This is a genomic window from Candidatus Delongbacteria bacterium (assembly GCA_020634015.1).
In the GTDB taxonomy this organism is placed as follows: domain Bacteria; phylum CAIWAD01; class CAIWAD01; order CAIWAD01; family CAIWAD01; genus JACKCN01.
Genome location: JACKCN010000004.1, coordinates 70,627 through 90,979 on the forward strand (window position 1 = coordinate 70,627; position 20,353 = coordinate 90,979).

Here is a 20,353-nt window from a genome sequence, read left to right on the forward strand (position 1 = left end):
CCCACCATGGCCACTCCCCGCCCGTCCGTCGACTTCCAGCTGATCGAGGATCACATCCTGCCGCGGGTCAACAACCCGGGCCGCTACATCGGCGGCGAACTGAACCGCATCGTCAAGGACTGGGACCGCGCCGAGGTGCGCCTGGCCCTCTGTTTTCCCGATGTCTACGAGATCGGGATGAGCTACACGGTGGGCTTCGGCATTCTGTACAAGCTGGTCAACGCCCTCGATTTCGCCCTGGCCGAGCGGGTCTACGCTCCCTGGACCGACATGGAGGCGCGCCTGCGCGAGCACGGCCAGCCGATCTACTCGCTGGAAAGCCGCCATGCGCTGAGCGAGTTCCAGGTGGTGGGCTTCACCCTGCAGTACGAGATGCACTACACCAACATCCTGACCATGCTGGATCTGGCCGGCATTCCCCAGCGGGCCGAGGAGCGCGGCGAGGAGGATCCCTTCGTGATCGTGGGTGGTCCCTGCGCCTACAACTGCGAAGCCGCGGCCGACTTCTTCGACTGCGTGCTGGCCGGCGATGGCGAGCGCGCCCTGCCGCGTTTCCTGCAGCTCGTGCGTGAGACGCGCGGACTGCCCCGGCTGGAACGGCTGAAGATCTTCGCCAAGGAAGAAAATGTCTACGTGCCCCAGTTCTATCGCTCGACCTGGGGCCAGGACGACAACGGCCTCCAGCGTTTTCTGGGCATGGAACGCACCCAGCCCGAGGCGCGCGAGAAGGTGATGCCCGCGCTGATCGACGACCTGGACCCGGCCAACTACCCGGATGAACCGCTGGTGCCCATCATCGAGGCCACCTTCACGCGCCTCTCCGTCGAGGTGATGCGTGGCTGCAGCCGGGGTTGCCGCTTCTGCCACGCGGGCATGGTCTACCGCCCCGTGCGCCAGCGCAAGCCCGAGGATGTGCTGGCCCAGGCGCGCAAGAGTCTGGAGAAGACGGGCTTCAAGGAAGTCTCGCTGCTCTCGCTCAGCACGGGCGACTACGAGCCCCTGGCCGAGTTCCTGGACACGGCGCTGGACGAGTTCACCGCCAGTGACACGGCCATCAGTTTTCCCAGCCTGCGCACCGAGATGTTCACTCCGCGCATGGCCCAGGCCGCCAGTTCCATGCGTACCTCGGGCATGACCTTCGCACCCGAGGCGGGCACCGAGCGCCTGCGTGCGATCATCAACAAGGGCAACACGGACGAGGATCTCTATGCCGCCGTGCGCACGGCCTTCGAGTACGGCTGGCGCAGCATCAAGCTCTATTTCATGATCGGGCTGCCCTTCGAGACCGACGACGATGTGCGCGGCATCGTGGACACGGCCAACACGGTAGTCCGCATCGGCCGCCAGTTCGGCAAGGTCAAGGTCAAGGCGGCGGTCAGCCCGCACAGCCCCAAGGCCAACACGCCCTTCCAGTGGTTCGGCCAGCCCACCATCGAGGAGTTTCACCACAAGGTGGCCGTGTTGCGCGCCCATCGCCGCGAGAAGGAAGTCCATCTGGACTGGCGTGATCCCGAAGTCAGTTTCGTCGAAGACGCCCTGGGGCGCGGCGATCGCCGGATCAGCCGCGTGATCCAGCGTGCCTGGCAGCTGGGTGCGCGTTTTGACGCCTGGACCAGCGAGTTCAACTACGATCTCTGGGTCAAGGCTTTTGAGGACTGCGGTCTGACCATGGCCGAATTCACGCGCGAGCGGGCCGAGGACGAGGTGTTGCCCTGGGAGCACACCAGCGGGCACCTGAGCAAGCGCTGGCTGCTGAAGAGCTGGCACCAGGCCAAGCTGGAAGTCTGGAAACCCGACTGCCGCGAGAGCAACTGCACCGCCTGCGGCGCCTGCACGCCCGCGATGGTCAAGAAGGTGGTGGGCAGCCTGACCCCCATCGGCGAGCGCTCGGACGAGCGTCTGAAGGCCCGCGACAACGTGGTCAAGCGTTCGCGCGAGCTGCCCACCGCGCGCCACACCCTGCGCATCACCTACCGCAAGGAAGGGGTGGCCCGTTTCGTGGGGCACCTGGACCTGCTGGAACACATGACCCGCGCGCTGGGCATCGTCAAGGCCCCGGTGGCCTGGACCCAGGGTTTCAGCCCGCGGATGAGGCTCAATTTCGGCCCGCCCCTGCCGTTGGGCTGGGTCGGCTCGAACGAGGTGCTGGACATCGAGCTGGCCGAGCCCTGGACGGATGTCGAGCGGCTCTTCGCCCACATGCCCGAAGGTCTCGTGCTGGGCAGCTGGTCCTTCAGCGAAAACAAACTGCCCACCGTGGCCGGGCGCTTCGGGCGCCAGCAGCTGGGACTGGTCAGCAATTCCCCCGGGGAGCTGGAGCGGCACCTGGAGGAGCTTCAGGGGCTTGAGTCCTATATTGTGCCCCGCGAACGAAAAGGCCGCCGCACCGACGTGGATCTGCGCCCATTCTACCTGGGGCATTCGCGCCTGGATCCGGCGGATCCCGCCAGCTGCGGAGCGTCCCTGCTGGTGGATCTGGCCATCGTGGAAGGACGCAGCGCCCGCCCCGAGGAACTGCTGGGCGGCCCGGACTCGGCCCTGCTGCCGGAACGGGTCGTGCGCCTGGAGCAGTTTCTGGACCGGGACGGCCAATGGATCCGTCCGCTTGAGGAGTGTTCATGAATCGCATCATCGACCGCATCAATTCGCCGGCCGATCTGAAACTGCTGTCCGACGAGGCCCTGCTGGGTGCCTGCAAGGAGCTGCGCGAGTACGTGGTGGAAACCATCACGCGCGTCGGCGGCCACCTGGGTGCCAGTCTGGGCGTGGTGGAACTGACCGTGGCCCTGCACAAGGTCTACGACAGCCCCACCGACGTCTTCTGCTGGGACGTGGGGCATCAGGGGTACATCCACAAGGTGCTCACGGGGCGCCGTGACCAGCTGCCCACCATTCGCCAGTACAAGGGTCTGAGTCCCTTCCTCAAGCGCGAGGAAAGCCCCCACGACCACTTCGGCGCCGGACATGCCAGCACCTCGATTTCGGCCGCCGTGGGCTTCGCCGAGATCCGCGATCGCATGCAGCAGGACCACCACGTGGTGGCGATCATCGGCGACGGCTCCATGACCGGTGGGCTGGCCTTCGAAGCGCTCAACAACGCGGGCAACAGCGACAGCGACCTGCTGGTGATCCTCAACGACAACAACATGTCCATCAGCCCCAACGTGGGCGGCCTCTCGCGCTACATGACCGAAGCCAGCACCAGCCCCATGCTCAATCGCATGCGAGACATGGTGTACGACCTGATGGGCAAGCTGCCCAAGGGTGGCGACAAGCTGGCCCGTGAACTGGCCAGCCGCTTCGAAGACAGCGCACGCAACATGGTCGTCTCGGGCATGTTCTTCACCGACATGGGCTTCCGCTATTTCGGCCCCATCGACGGACACGACCTGCACGAGATGATTCACGTGCTGAACCGGATGAAGACCATCAAGGGTCCCAAGCTGCTGCATGTGATCACCGAGAAGGGGCGCGGCATGCCCGGCAACCGCGAGGACCATCTCAAGCATCACGCGGTGGGTGGCAAGATCAAACCGGCGATGCCCGCTCACATCGAACGCCCGCAGCGTCCCACGGCTCCCGGTTACAACGACCTGCTGCCCGACCTTCTGCGTCCACTGATCGAATCGGACGCGCGCTTCGTGGCGGTGACCGCCGCCATGAGCGAAGGCACGGGCCTGGCCAAGCTGGAGAAGACCCATCCGAGGGGCGTGATCGACGTGGGCATCGCCGAAGGACACGCGGTGACCTTCGCCGCCGGTCTGGCCGCGGGCGGGGGACGGCCGGTGGTCTGCATCTATTCCACCTTCCTGCAGCGCGCCATCGATCACATCGTGCACGATTGTGCGATCCAGAAGCTGCCCGTGATCTTCACCCTTGACCGGGCGGGTCTGGTGGGCGCCGACGGCCCCACGCATCACGGTTCCTACGATCTCAGCTACCTGCCGATGATTCCCAACATGGTGGTGGCCGCCCCGCGCGACGGCAACGAGTTCCGCGACCTGCTGGAGACGGCCACTCACTGGGACAAAGGCCCCTTCGCGATCCGCTACCCCAAGGACAACAGTTATCACTTCGATCCCGACTCGCCCGCGCGTCATCTGCCCGTGGGCAGCTGGGTCGAACTGCGCGGCGGAGCCGACCTCTGCCTGGTGGCCGTGGGCAGCATGGTCGAGGAAGCCCTCGAATGTGCCACGCTGCTGGAAGCACAGGGCATTTCCGCGGAAGTGGTCAATGCGCGCTTCGTCAAGCCCATGGACCAGGCCATGATCGAACGTCTGGCATCCAGCCACTCCTGGATCGTGAGCGTGGAAGAAAACAGCGAAGTCAACGGCTTCGGCGCCCAGTTCCTGGCGCGCCTGAATGCAGCAGGATACACGGGGCGCTTCAGCCTGGCCGGCATTCCCGACCGTTTCATCGAACACGGCGACCGTCAGATCCTGCTGGACCTGGCTGGTCTGACCGGTGGGCGCCTGGCCGCCCGCCTGCTTGAGGAGGCCGCAACCCGGCCCACCCGCGAGGTCCGCAGCGAAGAGGCGGGTCTGCAACTGTGAGTCGTCATTCTCGCCGACACTGACATGACACGGACGGCCGGGCCCCGCGGGATTCCGGCCGGTCGTGCTCCATGGGGTCGAGCACATTTTCAGGAGCATCATGCGCGCAGCATTCACGAGCGTCGGTCTGGGCAAGCTGAAGACCGACCTGTATGTCCTGCCGGTCTTCAAGGACCTGGCACCCGATGCAACCAGCCTCGGCCAGCTGGCGGCCTTCGGCATTTCCGGCCGCCTTTCCGGTGCCGATTTTCGCGGCAATGTCGGAGAACGGCTGCTGCTCTTTCCGGCCGGCAAGTCCACGATTGCCCGTGTGATGCTGCTGGGGCTGGGCGAGAGCAAGGATTTCACGGCCCAGGTCTGGCGTGAGACAGTGGGCGAGCTGGGCATCTGGCTTCAGGGCCGCGAACTGGCCGACTGCGTGCTCGAACTGCCCGCGCTCGAAACGGGTCCCGAAGCCGGGCAGCTGGCCATGGGCGCCGGCAAGAGCCTGGGCTTGGGCGCCTTCACCTTCGATCATCATCGCAGTGGGGGCACACAGAAGGGCAAGGGGCTGTCCAGCTGCTCCCTGCGCGCCGGTGGCAAACGCCAGTCCGCGCTGGAAGCCGCCTTCCTGCAGGCGCTGGTGCTGGCGGAAGGCGCCAACACGGCCCGGACTCTGGCCAGCGAGCCGGGCAATCTGGCCACCCCGGTCTGGCTGGGGCAGCAGGCCAGGCGCATCGCCAAAGCCGCAGGTTCCAGCGTGTCGGTCACCGTGTTCGACGAGGCCAAGCTGAAGAGCCTGGGGTGTGGCGGCATTCTGGGTGTGGGGCAGGGCAGCCGCCAGCCCAGCACCATGAGCGTGTTCCATTACACGTGCGGCAACCCCAAGGCGCCCACGGTGGCCTTCGTGGGCAAGGGTGTCACCTTCGATACCGGCGGCATCAGCATCAAGCCCGCGCTCAACATGGAAGACATGAAGTACGACATGTGCGGAGCGGCGGCCGTCTTCGGGCTGTTTTCCGTGATCCACCAGCTCAAGCCGAAGGTCAACGTGGTGGGTGTGGTGCCCAGCGCCGAGAACATGCCCGACGGCAACGCGCTGCGCCCGGGTGACATCATTCGCCTGTTCAACGGCAAGACCGTGGAAGTCCTGAACACCGACGCCGAAGGCCGCCTGCTGCTGGCCGACGCCATCGCCTGGGTCGAGAAGACACATTCGCCCGATGCGATCGTGGACTTCGCCACCCTCACCGGGGCGATGCTGATCTGTCTGGGCCGCGAGATGAGCGGCGTCTTCGGCAACGACCCCGGCCTGCTGGATGCGGTGGTCGAGGCGGGCACCTGTTCCGGTGATCTCTGCTGGCCCCTGCCCCTGACCGAGCCCTACTGCCGGATGGTCAAGTCCAAGGTGGCCGACATCCGCAACCACACCAACTCCCGCGAAGGCGGATCGATCACCGCGGCGGCCTTCCTCAAGGAAGCCCTGATGGAGAACACGCCCTGGGTGCACGTGGACATCGCGGGCACCGCCACACGCAACGTCAACCGCGAAGGCTGTGTGCCGGGCGCGACCGGCGTGGGTGTCCATCTGGCCTTCGAGCTGCTGAAACATTTTGAATAGGCGGCACGACGCGCCCCCGAAGCTCTGGGTGGATCTGCACCTGCATTCCACCTTTTCCGATGGGCATCTTCCCGTGCATCTGCTGGCCGACACGGTTGCCCGCGCGGGAGTGAAACTGGCGGCGCTCAGCGATCACGATACACTGGAAGGCGTGCCCCTCTTTCGCAGGGCCTGTCGCCGTCTGGGCGTGGCCACGCTGAGTGCGGTGGAGATCAGCACCCTGCATCGCGGCCCCTGGGGCGAGAAGGAAGTCCACCTGCTGGCCTATGGGCTGGACGAGGAAGACCCGATCTTCCGTCCCCTGCTGGCCGAAATCCGCGCAGCCCGGGAGCGCCGTTTTCGCGGCATGGCCACGCTGCTGGCGGAACAGGGCTGTCCGCTGCCCGAGGCGGAACTCGAGAAGCGCTTGGCTCACGGCAACGCGGGCCGACCTCACCTGGCCTGGTTGATGATCAAGGCCGGGTATGTGACGAATCTGAACACCGCCTTCGAGCTCTGGCTGGGAGACGGCGCGCCGGCCTGGCTGCCCAAGGAGGCTCCGGCCACGGTGGAGGTGATCCAGCGGGTGCGTGAACAGGACGGCCTGTCCGTGATCGCTCACCCCGGCAAGACCCTGCCGCCGGAGGCGCTGCCCTCGCTGCTCGAAGCGGGCGTGGACGGGTTGGAGTGCCTGCACCCTTCCCATTCCAGGGCCACCGCGCGCCGACTGGCGCAGCTGGCGGCCAGCCACGGACGCTTCCAGACGGCGGGAAGCGACTATCACGGGCGACCGGACCGGCGGGAACCGTACCTGCGGCCGGAGATGACGCTGGAGTCCCTGGGCGGACCACTGGGCGAGCGCGCACGCGCGGCCCATGCCGCTCCGGCCATGACACACGGTGCCAGGAGCACCACGGGAGCACCATGAACGAATCGATCTGGCTGTGGCTGGGAGTGGGCCTGGTGGCCGGCTGCCTGCTGGGCGCGGGTGTGCTGATCTTCCTTGAGAAGCAGCGCCAGCGCTCGGGCAAGGATGTACTGGAAATGGCTCGCAAGGAAGCTGAAATCCTCAAGAAGGCCGCACTCAACGCGGCCCGCGAAGAATGGGCGCTCAAGGAGCAGAAGCGCAAGGAGCTGCTCAAGCAGCGCGAGCGCAAGATCACCCAGCACGAGCGCCAGCAGAAGGCCAGCGAGACCGAGATCCGGGCTCAGGCCAAGGTGGCCCAGGAACTGGAAATGCAGCTCCAGCTGAAGGAGAAGATGCTGGAGCACAAGGAAGAAGAGCAGAAGACCAAGAAGAAGGAGCTCCAGGAGCTGGTGGAAGAACAGCAGCGCCGGCTCGAGAGCATCGCCTCGTTGAACATGGAAGAGGCGCGCCAGCAGTTGCTGAAACTGGCGGCCCAGCGCTACGAATCGGAAGCCGCCGCCCTGGCCGCCGAGATGAAGAACGACGCCCGCGAGAACGCCGGTCGGCTGGCGCGCGAGATCATCACCACGGCCATCGAGAAGCACGCGGCCGAGACCACCTCCGAGGCCACGATCAAGGAAGTCAGCCTGCCCAACAACCGGATCAAGGGCATGGTGATCGGGCGCGAGGGGCGCAACATCAAGAGCTTTGAACTGATCACGGGCACCAAGATGATCGTGGACGAGACACCGGACACGATCCTGATTTCCAGCTTTGACCCGGTCAAGCGCGAAGTGGCCCGCGTGGCTCTGGAAAGTCTGATTCGCAGCCGCAACTTCAGTCCGCGCACGGTGGAAGACGCCGTGAAGAAAGCCCAGGCCAAGGTGGACAACCAGATGCGCGACGCGGCCAACAAGGTGCTGCGCGACCTGAAACTGAAGGTCCACCCGGATCTGGTGCGCATGTTGGGCCGGCTCAAGTTTCGCACCAGCTATGGCCAGAATGTGCTGGATCACAGCGCCGAAGTGGCACGCATCGCCGGAGGCCTGGCCGCCGAGCTGGGCATGGATGTGATGCTGGCCAAGCGGGCCGGTCTGCTGCACGACGTGGGCAAGGCCGATTCCAACGGCAGCGACAAGAGCCACGTGACCATCGGGGTGGAAATCTGCCGAAAGGTGCGCGAGCATCCGGTGGTGATCAACGCGATCATGGCTCACCACCAGGAGGCGCCGCCCATTGACCCGATCAGCGAGCTGGTGACCGCGGCCGACATCCTGTCCAGCGCCCGTCCCGGCAGCCGCCGCGACAGTGTGGACAGCTACACCAAGCGCGTGGAAACTCTCGAAGGCATTGCTGACAGCTTCCCGGGGGTATCCCGCGTGTATGCGCTGTATGCGGGGCGCGAGATCCGCGTGATCGTGGAAAGCGAAAAGGTGAATGATGCGTCGGCCGAGAAGCTGTCCAGCGACATCGCCCAGAAGATCAGCGAGGAAATGGAATTCCCCGGGGCGATCAAGGTGGTCGTGATCCGCGAGGCGCGCGGCATGGCCATGGCTTCCTGACAAATATCAAGCCGCGTGAGGCGGGCATTCGCCAGTCTCAGCTGTTATCTCAAGGCAACCGGACCGGAACCTCTGGGCACCGCCCGACGGGTCCGACAAGAAGGAGTGGCAGAGGATGAGCAAGATTACCGTGATCGGCGCCGGCAATGTGGGCGCCACCACCGCCCAGCGTGCCGCCGAGAAGGGCATCGTCGAACAGGTCGTGCTGATTGACATTCTGGAAGGCATCCCCCAGGGCAAGGCTCTGGACCTGTGGGAAACCGCCCCGATCGAAGGCTACGACACCCGCGTGGTGGGCAGCAACGACTACGCCGCCACCGCCGGCAGCGATGTGATCATCATGACCGCCGGCCTGGCCCGCAAGCCCGGAATGAGCCGCGACGACCTGCTGAAGATGAACACCCAGATCGTGCACTCCTGCATCTCCCAGGCCGCCAAGCAGAGCCCCGATGCGGTGATCATCGTGGTGTCCAATCCCCTTGACGCCATGACCTATGTGGCCCTCAAGGCCAGCGGCTTCCCGACCCAGCGCGTCTTCGGCATGGCCGGCGTGCTGGACACGGCCCGCTATCGCAGTTTCATCGCCGAAGCCCTGAACGTGAGCGTGCGCGACGTGCAGGCCCTCGTGCTGGGCGGCCATGGCGATACCATGGTGCCGATGCCCCGTTACACCATGATCGGTGGAGTGCCCCTGCCCGAGCTGATGCCCGCCGAGCAGATCGCCCAGATCGTGCAGCGCACGCGCGACGGCGGTGCCGAGATCGTGGGCTACCTCAAGACCGGCAGCGCCTTCTACGCCCCCAGCGCCGCCGCGGTGGAGATGGCCACCAGCGTGATCCTGAATCAGAATCGCGTGCTGCCCAGCGCCGCCTGGCTCACCGGCGAGTACGGCGTCAAGGACGTCTACATGGGTGTGCCGCTCAAGATCAGCAAGAATGGCGCCGAGCAGGTGCTGGAACTGAAGCTGGACGCCACCGAGCGTGCTCAGTTCGATGCCAGCGTGGACGCCGTGCGCAAGAATCTGGCCGCCGTGCAGACCATGATGGACGCCATGTGATCCTGTTTGCAGTCTGACTTCCCAGGCGCCACCGGACTTCCGGTGGCGCTTTTCCTTTGTCCGGATTTCGTGACAGCAGAGGGGACTTGTCCACTGGCTATCCACCTTAGGGTGCTGCAGCGGCTGGCCTTGCAGCAGGCGTGAGGCCAGCGGAGGATGCTGGCCTTGCAGCAGGCATGACGCCAGCGGAGGATGCTGGCCTTGCAGCAGGCGTGACGCCAGCAACCTTGAGTGCCGCATGCCGGGAGTGTCAGGAAAATTGGACACCAAGCACAGCTGATCCACGGATCGGGCAAAGCCTGTGGATCAGAAGGTGACTCCCAGCGAGAACAGGCGCTGATCCTGGAAATAGCGGGTGGCCACCCAGGCGGCGTCGACGGTTGCAGTCAGTGGAGTGCCCGGGATGGCCGAGCGCACACCCACGCCCGCCGACCAGCTCTCCAGATCGCTGCGGAAGCGGCGGCCCACGCGCAGGGCCAGCTGCTGTTTCAGGCTGTACTCCAGCCCCAGCCCCAGGCGGCGCCGGTTGTCATTGGGATGCTCGGCCTGGGCGCTCCACTCCAGGCGCTGTCCCCCATCGTGCCAGAGTTCTCCCGCCATGGCCAGCTTGAAGATCAGCGGCTGGGCAAAATCCTGGGTGCTGAGAGTCGCCAGCTGCTGGTTGGAGCCCGGCAGCAGCAGGTCATCGCCCTCCAGCTGCAGGCGCGTGCCGAAGTTCTGGATCGCCACCGCCAGCCGCGCCTCACGCCAGGGAAGTGCCAGCAGCAGCGACAGGTCCGCGGACAGTCCGCTGGCCTCCTCGTTGTGCAGACTCTGGCGCAGGTAACGCCCGGTCAGCCCGGCGCTCAGGCGCTCGTTGAGACGCCAGCCACCGCCCACGGACAGCGCCAGATCGCCGTAACTGTACTCGGCACCCGTGCCGCTGGGCTCGGTCTCGGTGGTGATCTCCTGATTGGCCACACTCAGCCAGTTCAGGCCCAGTCCCCAGGCCGAATGATCGCCGAGCGGTCGCGTCCAGGCAGCGACCCCGTGATCCAGTTGACCCAGCAGGCGCTGCTGCGAGACGGCCACTCGCGGACCACGGCTGTCAGCCAGTGCGGCCGGATTCAGCAGCAGAGTTTCAGCACCGCTCCAGATCGATTCTCCAGGCAATGACAGGGCCAAGCCCGCATCTCCAAGGGCCGCCGCACGCGCCGACACCGGCAGCTTCAGGAACTGGGCCGCCGTGGTGCCCGTGCGCTGGAATCCCGAGGCCAGGGCCAGCGGACACATCACGAGCAGGATCGAAGTCTTCAGGCTCATGCTCGGCCTTTCATCGGATCACCAGGAATCGTCCCGCCTGTTCGTGGCCGCGGTGGTCGTCCAACTGGAACAGATACAGACCGAAGGCCACGTGTTGACCACTGGCATTGCGCAGGTCCCAGTCCAGCCGGTCCGAGGAGGGATCGTCGTGTTCCAGCACGCGCACCAGATCACCGGCGACGGTGTAGATCCTCAGCGTCGCCCGCCCCGGCATCGGCGCGAAGTAGAGGCGGTGCACCCCGGTCTCCGTGTCCAGCAGACTGCCGGCGAGGTAGGGATCGGGCACCGCGCGCACGGCCGGCAAGGCGCTGGCTGCGGAGGCGAGTCCAGGTGCTGCCGTGCGGAAACGATACTCGAGTCCCGTCCTGAAGGGTTTGGTGGTGAACACGGTGAACACATCACCCACACGGGGCGCGACACCCCGGAGGGTATCGCCGGCTGCGTCCAGGATCCAGTCGAAATTGTTGGTCTTGATCAGGATCTGGCTGCCTGTGTCCGGGTCGGGATTGTCCGTCAGGTACAGCGCATCGGCATAGGTCTCGTAGTTGACCCGCACCCGGCTGCCGGCGGCTCCTCCGGGCAGCAGATCCCAGCCCAGCGGACTCAGTTGGGGCAAGCCCCCGAAGACCAGCTGCAGATCCTCGCTGCCGGCGAAGGCGCTCACATCCTGCCATTGATCACTGTCCACGGGTCGGCGTTCCACGCGGATCGGGACCTGGCTCAGCAGAGGATCCGGATCACGGTAGCCGAAGAACAGGGCATGCGAGGGCAGCGCGATGGTTTCGCCGGGCTCCGTGATGCGCACGCGCCAGTCGTCGGCGCCCACCACATGTTCGCCGTATTCATTGACCAGGCCACTGCGCCACTCCATCCACCAATCGAAGGTCGTGGGACTGTCCGGGTTCCAGCCCAGACTGCGGACCCCCGCGGGGGCATCCGTGAGACTCAGCCTGAACCCCGCCCGCACGGGCAGGATGGTGGCGCCGTCGGCGGCCAGCCGCTGAGTGGCGAACAGGCTGTCTCCCGTTTCAAGATCCAGCAGGCTGAACCGCAGCACGCTGTCGCCGTCGGCCGATTCGTGAAACACCAGACTCCACTCGGTGTCGCGCAGGCTGTCTTCGTCCATGACCTGCACCAGGACCAGCCCGTCACAAAGGGCGTCATGTTCGGGCAGGGGCTGCTGGCGTGTGTCGGTGAGGGGCACACGATCCGCGGCCCTGGCCCCCGGAGTCACGGACACGCCGTTGCCGTCCAGCGGCGATCCCAGTGAGTTCTGCTGACTGGGCAGACCGTCTTCTCCATTGGCCGGGGCCTGACCCGAGGTATAGGCGCACAGGCTGTACCAATACTCCAGCCCCGGCACCAGATCCGTGTCCTCGAAGGTGTGGACGAGGCCGCTGTCATCGCCCAGATTCAGCCAGCCCAATGGGTCACGTCCCAGAATGCCATCTGCGCGGTCCCACTGGGCCACGGGAACCCAGCCCACCGGGCGGCCCTGGTCGTCCGTGATCCGGTTGCCCCAACTGCGGCCCCGGTCGGCACTGCGGAACAGGCGGTATCCCTGAAAATCGGCTGCGTTCTCGCTGGGCAGCGGATTCCACCAGAGACGGACGCCGGCGGGCAGCGGCGCGGCACTCAGCTCGGGAGCCGGTGGAGGCCCGGGGCCGCCGAAGCGGAAATTCACGTAGCTGTTCCAGAGGTCGGCGATGTTGTGAGCCAGATCGTCAAAATCGGGCTGCCAGGCCAGAGCGCCGGTTTCTCCCAGCACGGCCGCACAGGTACTGACCACCGAATCACCGGCCGCCAGCGTGAAGGGGCCGCTGGCGATCACGAAGTTCAGGCGCTCGCCATCGCCGAAAAGCTCACGCTGGCGCGTGGTGTCCGTGTCATCCATGCGCGGGTCGGCGCCATGGAAGTAGATCGCGCGCCGTTCCGCATCCAGCGTCTCAGGCTGGCTGGTGACCACCGCGTTCAGCAGGCTTTCGGTATCGGGCTTGAGCTGCCCGGGAAACCAGTGAAAATCACTCACACCCATGTTGCGCGGAGTTTCCAGCATCACCAGCGCGGGCACCCCGAGAGGAATGTCCTCGTCCGCCCAGACTCCATCCAGGCGGTTGTTGCTGTCCCAGACCTTGACGATGTCATTGCGGCGCCCGCTTGGCAATCCGTGATCCTGGGTGGACTCCAGACCGATGCGGTCCAGATTGTCGAAGTCGGGCCTGAACACCACGTAATACCCCACCCAGACCGAATCCAGGTCCACCGCGGAGCGATTGTGAATCCAGGAACGCCAGACCAGATGATCGCTGGCGTAGGGGCGCCCGTAACTGTAGCCGGCCTGGCTCACTTCCAGGCCCAGGCTGCCGCGCGGATTGTCGCGGTCGTCGAAGATCGACCAGGAATCCGCATCGCTGGTGAACTGGCCCGGGGTGCTCACCACGGGCACGTCCGGATTGCCCAGGCCGGGCACGATGTAGGCCTCGGCCCAGGGCCCCGGCCATTCGGGTCCGGGCCAGGTGTCGGGCAGGTGGCTGTGCGCAACGAAGGGCGTGTCGTCGCCGGCCCGCAGGTCGCCGCTGAACAGACTGCCCAGGCTGCCCTCGCGCGGGCTCCAGTCGCGCAGTCCACCGGTGGAATTGACCGTGCTTTCCACCACTTGCCCGCGTGCGGCCACGAACAGCCCCAGCCCGAATCCGTACTGGACCACATCGGAGGCCTCGGCCGGCCAGTGCAGAGCCTGGGTGCTCCAGACGTGGAAGTCGGCCATGTCGCCGAAATTGCTGCCGTAGTTGCCCAGTTGTCCACGATCCATCAGGGCCACGCCATTGTCTTCGAGCGACGCGGTGGCCGGGTGTCGGGCCTTGGAGGGCAGGGCCGGCAGTCCCGCCTGGCCGTGACACGCCGCGCAATCGACGGCCGCCCGGGCGGGAAGTCCCATCAGAAGTGCCAGTAGCACGGAACGCTGGAACAGGTGCATGTCAGAACCGCAGTTCGAACCCGAGCCGCAGCGAGCGCGGGGCGCTCACGTGGGATGGGTTGTGTTTCAGATCCTCGGTATTGCCGATCAGGTCCTGGGTGTCCACGTAGGGATCCCCGGTGCTGGCGAACACCTCCACCACATTGCGCCGGTCCAACAGGTTCTCCGCATCCAGGCGCAGGGCCAGCCGGGTCTTGCCCACGGCGCGACTCCAGCGCAAAGAGGCATCGGCACGCCGCGTCCAGGGGCGTATGGCAGAGTTCCGTGGTGGGTCGACGGCCGGGCTCACATACGGCGTGTACGGCAATCCACTGGCGGCTTCCAGCAACAGGCTGGCTTTCAGATCGTGCCCCAGATCCAGTTCCAGCTCGGCACTGATGTCGTGGCGCTGGTCAAAATCCAGCGGGAATTCGTCGCTGTCGATCTCGCCACCAGCCAGAATCGCCTCATACCCTTCGTGCTTGGTGGACCCGGTGCCGCGCGCGGTCATGATGGTGTAATCGAGAAAGAGCCTGCTGTGACGGGTCAGCGGAAAGCGGGTCGCCAGATCCAGCCCACTGACCTGGCCATTGTCCGTGTTGGCGTACACCACGAACTCGCGTGTGAACTGGCGGGCCAGCACGGTGGACATCAGGTGCCGGATGTCCTTGTGCCAGGCGGTCAGCTCGAAGGTGGCTCCCGGGCGTACCCGGCGCTTGAAGCCCAGCTCGAAGGCCACGGTCTCCTGGGGTGCCAGTCCCGGGTAGCCCAACAGGGGCACCCGGACCAGGTCCAGCGAGCGCTCCGGATTGGTGTACAATGCATCAAAATCCGGGAACTGGACGAACTTGCCGTAGCTGGCATGCATCACGGTGCGCTCGTCCACCGGAAAGGCCAGCCCCAGTCGCGGCGAAAGCACGCGCCAGGGATCCACGGCCTCAAGCGGGCTCTCCTGCCCTTGCGCGTCAAACAGCTCCTCTGGCGAGGCCCAGGCGGAGGCGACGGGATCGAAGGCATCCAGGCGCAGGCCCGCGTCCAGCACCAGCCAGTCCAGTTCCAGTTTCTGCTGCAGCCAGAGACTTGCCTGGCGTGGATCACGGGAAATGGTTTCGTGCAGGCTGTGTGCCAGATCGGGGCTTTCGGTGTTGCCGAAGACCAGTTCCCATTGCTCGCGCTCGAAATGGTTGCGGCGCAGTTCAATGCCTGTCGAGAAAGCCAGCAGCTGGCTCTGGCGCCATTCCAGGTCCGCGGCGATTTCCAGCCTGTCCGTGTGATGGGTGGACCAGCGCGGCTCGGTGCCGCTGGCATAGAAATCCTGTTGGCTGGTGCTGGCCGGCTGGCGGTAGGCGGAAACCGGCAACCACTGGTCGCCTGCACGCACGCCCACGCGGCGCCGTGTGTCAATCTGGCTGAGGCGCCAGTGACTGACCGCTGTGGTGCCGTGGGGCAGCCGCAACGACAGACTGGCGTGACGTCGCTCGCGCAGGCTGAGCGACTGGTTCTCGGGCAGGTACTTCCACATGTGGCTGTAGCCCTGCCGTTCCACCTCCTGGCGCCCCGCGTTCAGTTGCAGGCGTGCGCCACCGGGCAGCTCACGGCCCAGCCCCAGCCCCAGATCACCCGTGCTGCTGTAGCCGTGGGGCAGGTGGGAATCTTCCAGTTCGCTGAGCGCGGTCAGAATCAGATCGGCCCCGATCAGGCTCGCGGGCAGTGCCGCCTTCAGTTGCAGGCGCCCGGGTTGAGCCAGCCGAAAGGCCCCGATGTGAGTCGACACCCGGTCCGTCAGCTCCACATCACGCCAACTTCCGGTTTCGGGCACACCATAGGCACCCGCGTGTCTCCAGGGCGAGTTCAGCAGGCTGGCGCTGCGGACCCGCACCACGAATTCGGGCCGGGGTACCAGTTCCTGGCTGGAGATGCGCACCACTCCGGAGAGGGCATCTCCGTAGCGGGCGCCGAAGTTGCCCGATTCCACCACCAGTTCGCTGACCTGGTCCTCGTTGAGTCCGGTCAGGAATTCGCCATCCACGGGATCCGCGAGCACCAGTCCATCCTGGATCACCGACACCTCGCCCCGGCGCCCCCCGCGGATGTGCAGGCCACCGTCCTCGTCCAGATGCACGCCCGCCTGGGTGGCCAGCAGCGACACCAGCCCGTGCACGGGACTGGCCTCCAGCCGGCGATGGTCGATGAGCAGTTGGCTCGAGGTTGCATCAAGAGGAGTGAGCGGGCGTTGGGCGCGCACCACGAGGGTGTCGGCATTGAGCACGGCCAGGCTCAGGTCCACGTCCAGCACGGTGCTGGTCCCACTGCGCACGAAGAGTGTGCGCTCCTGGCTTTCCAGGCCCACATGGCTGATCCGCAGGCGACGTTCACCCGGGGCCACGGCCAGCAGCAGGTAGTGTCCGTCGAGATCGGTGGCGCTGCCCTGGCGGCTGTCCAGCAGCTGCACATTGGCCCCGGCAAGCGCCTCGCCTCCGGCCGTGATCCGGCCCCGGATCGTTCCTCCCTCGGCGTGTGCCAGCGAGACCAGCAGCAGGCAGCAGAGCACGGAAAATCCGACCCGGACCCATCGCGGGTCCGGGCCGGACACCGGCCGCCGGGTGGCAAGCATCTGTCTCATCGGGAAGTCACTTCAGCAGAAGCACGGAGCGGGTGTTGCGCTCTCCCCCGCTTTCCAGGCTCAGCAGGTAGGTGCCGCTGGCCAGTGCCTGGTTGCGTTCGCCCCGGCCATCCCAGAGCACCCGGTGCTCGCCCGCCGGGAAATGCTCGTGGCTCAGCTCGCGCACCAGTGCGCCCTGAAGGTTGTAGACGGCAAGTCGCACGCTGCCCGCATGGTCCAGCCGGAACCGGGTCCAGGTCGAAGGATTGAAGGGATTGGGCGTATTGGGCAGCAGCTCGATGCCCGAGGGCAGGCCGGGCCCGGCCGCCACAGCGGTTCCCGTGCCTTCCACGATCAGGTCGTCGAAGCGCAGGAACTGATCGAAGCTGTCAAAGCTCCAGAAGTACACACCGGGACCGCCCGCCGTGATGTTCGAATCGGTGAAGGGACAGCCGGGCAGCAGGGTGTCGTTGAGGTAACACCAGATCTGGTTGCCTTCCATGCGCAGGCTCATTTTGACCCAGCTTTCGGTCGTGGGATAGAGGGCACCCAGCTCGGCGGCCGGCCAATCGCGGATGGTGGTCGGAAAGGGCCCCAGACCATTGCTGCGCAGACGGAAACGGTTGCCGCCCGTGCCCGGATCGGCCAGCTGGGCCACGAAACTGTAGAAGGTGAACGGTGTCTCGCCGCTCACACCCGTGCTGCGGCCGATCACACCACGATAGTGGGCCTCGCCGGGCACCAGCAGGACCTGGGCACTGACCGTGTAGTCCTCGAGGGCATCGGCGGGCATGTACACCGAGCCCACGCCGCCGCCGGAGAGATCGTTGCCCAGCTTGCCCACGAAACCGTCGCCCGAGGGATTGCCAACGACGAAATCCACCACGACCATGTTGCTCTCTTCGCCCCAGTGACTCACCCAGCCGAGGTCGGCCGTGCCCCCGGCGAAGTGCTCCTCATACAGAACCTGTGCCCGCAAGGGGGCCGACAGTGCGACAAGTCCGGACAAAAGGATCAGTGCAGTCTTCATGGAATCTCCCTTTCCTTCGAGTCGAGCCGAACGCTCCTGCAGACACGGACAACTCTGACCTCGGCCATGCTGGCCGGTTTCATTTGAGGTATGTGACTCGCTGGCAACGTTGCCCCCAGGGGCCGTCCAGAGTCACCAGGTATACTCCCGAGGCCTGCTGCTGCGGGCGCCAGGCCAACCGGGTCAGACCGGCGGGCAGCGGGCCGTGATGCAGGGTGGCCACCCGGCGGCCGCCCAGGTCCCAGACCGCCAGCTCGACCCGGGAGGCCGTGGGCAGCTGCACGCTGAGGCCCAGTTCCGGATTGAAGGGATTGGGCCAGGCGGCCAGCAGCTCCATGCCGCGGGGAAGCGTCTGGCGCACATCGGGCAGCCCGGTCTCCAGCTCGAGCAGGGCCGTCAGCAGGGAGGGCAGCGAGGTGGCCCACTCGGGGTCCGCGTTGACACCCTCCAGTCCGAACCCGAGCACGGTGATCGCACCATCAGGGCTGCGCACGCCGGCCAGGTCGTTGAGATCGGTCGCGGACCAGCTGAGCACGGGCAGGGCCGTGGTGGCGAAGAACTGGTCCATCTCCTCCTGGTTCTCGGCTCCGCCGGAACCAATCACCAGCAGCTGCATGCCCTCGGTGCTCTCCCCGCTCACACCGTGCACGATGGCCGCGGCGGCCTGACCACTGCGCGTGGCACCGACCCGGGTTTCAAGGAAGTATCCGGGCAGGGCATCGGCCAGATTCTGGCCACTGAGCAGCAGGCGCCCGCCGTTGTCGGCGTAGGCCAGCAATGAATCGAGCATCGCATCGGGCAGCGGGCCGCCCTCCAGCTCGGGTTCCAGATCGCTGCCCGTGATCAGCACGATCTGCTCGAAACGCCCCAGAGAGGGCAGCGGACTTTCGGGCAGGCGGCAGGAGAAACTTTCGAGGGGCTGGCCCAGATCGGTGAAGGCCTGGCGCAGCCAGGGGCTCACATCCCAGTTCGCGCTGCGGTCGGCGTCGATCAGCAGTGTGGCGGCCTGGCCCGCGCCCAGCAGGCTCTCGCCGCTCCAGATGGTGTCGCCGTCGACCAGGCTCAGGGCCATGTGCAGGGTTCGCACGGTGGTTCCCGTGTAACGCAGGTGTCCGCTGACGGTGACCTGCTGCTGGGGAAAGAGCATGCCCACTTCCACCTGGCTGTCCAGCAGGACCAGCTCGGGATCGTCGCTGGACAGATGGATCACGGCGCTGCCCAGCGGATCTTCGCCGGGCACGCGCACCGTGAACTGGACCGTTTCGTCCACACCGGGGCGCAGGCGGCGGCCCATGTCGGCCACGTCCACGGCGATCACGCGGGGCACCAGATCCAGGGCCCGCATCGCATTGATGCGGCCCGCACCCATGGTGGCGGCGTCGCTGGTGACCGGATCACAGGTGGCCTGGATTCTGGCTTTCACCTGGCTGAAATTCCATTCGGGATGCGCGCTCTTCAGCAGCCCGCAGAGACCCGCGGTCAGCGGACAGGCCATGCTGGTGCCCGTGAGCCGGCCGTATCCTCCGCCCACGGTGGTGGCCAGAATCTGGCTGCCCGGTGCAGCCACATCAACCCAGTCGCCGTGATTCGAATAGGAAGCCCGGCTGTCGCCCTGACGGGTGGCCGCCACGGCCAGCACCTGGGAGTAGGCGGCGGGGTAGAAATCGTCGGTGGAATTCTCGTTGCCGGCCGCGCCCACGCAGACCATGCCGTTCTGGGCCAGCATGAAGAACAGTTCGGATTCGAAACTGCTGAAGCCCGTGGAGCCGTAACTCATGCTGACCACGTCGGCGTCGTACTCGGCGGCCAGCATCAGTCCCTCGATGCTGTAGCCCACATAGCCCTGGCCATCGGGAGCCTGGTATCCCACGCGGATCGGCAGGATCGAACAACCGAATCCCAGCCCCGCCACGCCCGTGCCATTGTCACCCACGGCCGCGGCAATGCCCGAGCAGTGGGTTCCGTGTCCGTTGAAGTCGTCGGGCCAGTTGTCGGCGGGGGCACCATCCTCGCCCGGCCAGAGGCTGGCGGCGTTCAGATCCACATAGTCCCAGCCCCGCAGGTCGTCGATCAGGCCATTGCCGTCGCTGTCCAGTCCGTCCTCATCCTCGGGATCGGCCACGCCATTGCCGTTGAGGTCTTCCCCGGGATTGACCCAGAGATGGGCCATCAGGTCCTCGTGATCCATGTCGGTGCCCGTGTCGAGAATGGCCACCTTGACCGAGGCATTGCCCGTGCGGATCTGCCAGGCACCCACCGCGTCCACGGCGTCGAGATGCCACTGGGCCGTCAGACCCGGGTCATCGGGGTGCCAGCCACTGACCGGCCGTGCGAACACCGGCTCGCAGCGGCCGACCCAGGGCAGCGCGGCCAGTTCGTCGGCCAGCGTGAATGCATCACCGTCCACAGGATCCAGTTCCAGCCGGACCAGGCGCGAGAGGTCCACCCCGTGTCCGTGGCGGGCGAAGTCGATGTGCGTGCCCAGTGGGCGCATGGCCTGCACGTGCAGCCCCAGGCCCGCCTGATCCAGCCGCTGCTGGCAATCACGGGCGTCCAGCCCGCTCAGGCCCGGTACAGGATCCAGGTAGAAGTGCCCCGGGACCACGGGAACTTGCGCCGCCACCGCGGGGCTTTGGATCAGCAGGAACAGGAATGCAATGACAAGCACGGTCCGACCGGGGAGCGGCCGGGACGGGGAGGCTGCGGGCATGAATGTCTCCAGAGGATAACGACGGCTTGAATCTGGTGTTGGCAATGGCCGCCAATGTCACGAAAAAACAACAGAAGAGGCAGCCAGAAGAACCG

At 66.1% G+C, this 20,353-nt stretch carries 11 protein-coding genes; 6 read left to right on the top strand and 5 right to left on the bottom strand.

Translation table 11 applies throughout. The annotated features are described in order from the left end of the window. Positions 1-6: 6 nt before the first annotated feature. The 6 genes from H6678_09000 (at position 7) to mdh (ending at position 9,658) form a co-directional block, all read left to right on the top strand. Positions 7-2,622: a TIGR03960 family B12-binding radical SAM protein gene (locus tag H6678_09000; GenBank protein ID MCB9473934.1), complete on the top strand. Its 2,616-nt coding sequence runs from the start codon at positions 7-9 to the stop codon at positions 2,620-2,622. After that, positions 2,619-4,553 carry a 1-deoxy-D-xylulose-5-phosphate synthase gene (locus H6678_09005; GenBank protein MCB9473935.1) on the top strand — a complete coding sequence of 645 codons (1,935 nt, stop codon included), beginning with the start codon at positions 2,619-2,621 and terminating at the stop codon, positions 4,551-4,553. Before H6678_09000 ends, H6678_09005 begins: the two co-directional genes overlap by 4 nt. Positions 4,554-4,653: 100 nt before the next feature. After that, positions 4,654-6,153 carry a leucyl aminopeptidase gene (locus H6678_09010; protein MCB9473936.1) on the top strand — a complete coding sequence of 500 codons (1,500 nt, stop codon included), beginning with the start codon at positions 4,654-4,656 and terminating at the stop codon, positions 6,151-6,153. Between the two features lie 28 nt (positions 6,154-6,181). Next, a complete protein-coding gene (locus H6678_09015) occupies positions 6,182-7,060 on the top strand; it encodes a PHP domain-containing protein (protein MCB9473937.1) in 879 nt (292 codons plus the stop codon). After that, positions 7,057-8,601, top strand: a complete 1,545-nt coding sequence (gene rny, locus H6678_09020) for a ribonuclease Y (GenBank protein ID MCB9473938.1) — start codon at positions 7,057-7,059, stop codon at positions 8,599-8,601. The genes H6678_09015 and rny overlap by 4 nt, the downstream gene beginning before the upstream one ends. Positions 8,602-8,716: 115 nt before the next feature. After that, positions 8,717-9,658, top strand: a complete 942-nt coding sequence (gene mdh / locus H6678_09025; protein ID MCB9473939.1) for a malate dehydrogenase — start codon at positions 8,717-8,719, stop codon at positions 9,656-9,658. 306 nt (positions 9,659-9,964) lie between these two features. Here the strand turns inward: mdh and H6678_09030 are convergent, their stop codons facing one another. From H6678_09030 to H6678_09050, 5 genes are all read right to left on the bottom strand, one after another. Next, positions 9,965-10,960 carry a PorV/PorQ family protein gene (locus H6678_09030; protein ID MCB9473940.1) on the bottom strand — a complete coding sequence of 332 codons (996 nt, stop codon included), beginning with the start codon at positions 10,958-10,960 and terminating at the stop codon, positions 9,965-9,967. Between the two features lie 10 nt (positions 10,961-10,970). Further along, positions 10,971-13,937: a hypothetical protein gene (locus tag H6678_09035; protein MCB9473941.1), complete on the bottom strand. Its 2,967-nt coding sequence runs from the start codon at positions 13,935-13,937 to the stop codon at positions 10,971-10,973. 1 nt (position 13,938) lies between these two features. After that, a complete protein-coding gene (locus H6678_09040; GenBank protein MCB9473942.1) occupies positions 13,939-16,539 on the bottom strand; it encodes a TonB-dependent receptor in 2,601 nt (866 codons plus the stop codon). Between the two features lie 7 nt (positions 16,540-16,546). Further along, the gene (locus H6678_09045; protein ID MCB9473943.1) at positions 16,547-17,548 is read right to left on the bottom strand and encodes a hypothetical protein; all 1,002 of its coding nucleotides are present in this window, start codon (positions 17,546-17,548) and stop codon (positions 16,547-16,549) included. Positions 17,549-17,627: 79 nt separating this feature from the next. After that, positions 17,628-20,258: a S8 family serine peptidase gene (locus tag H6678_09050; GenBank protein MCB9473944.1), complete on the bottom strand. Its 2,631-nt coding sequence runs from the start codon at positions 20,256-20,258 to the stop codon at positions 17,628-17,630. Positions 20,259-20,353 lie beyond the last annotated feature (95 nt).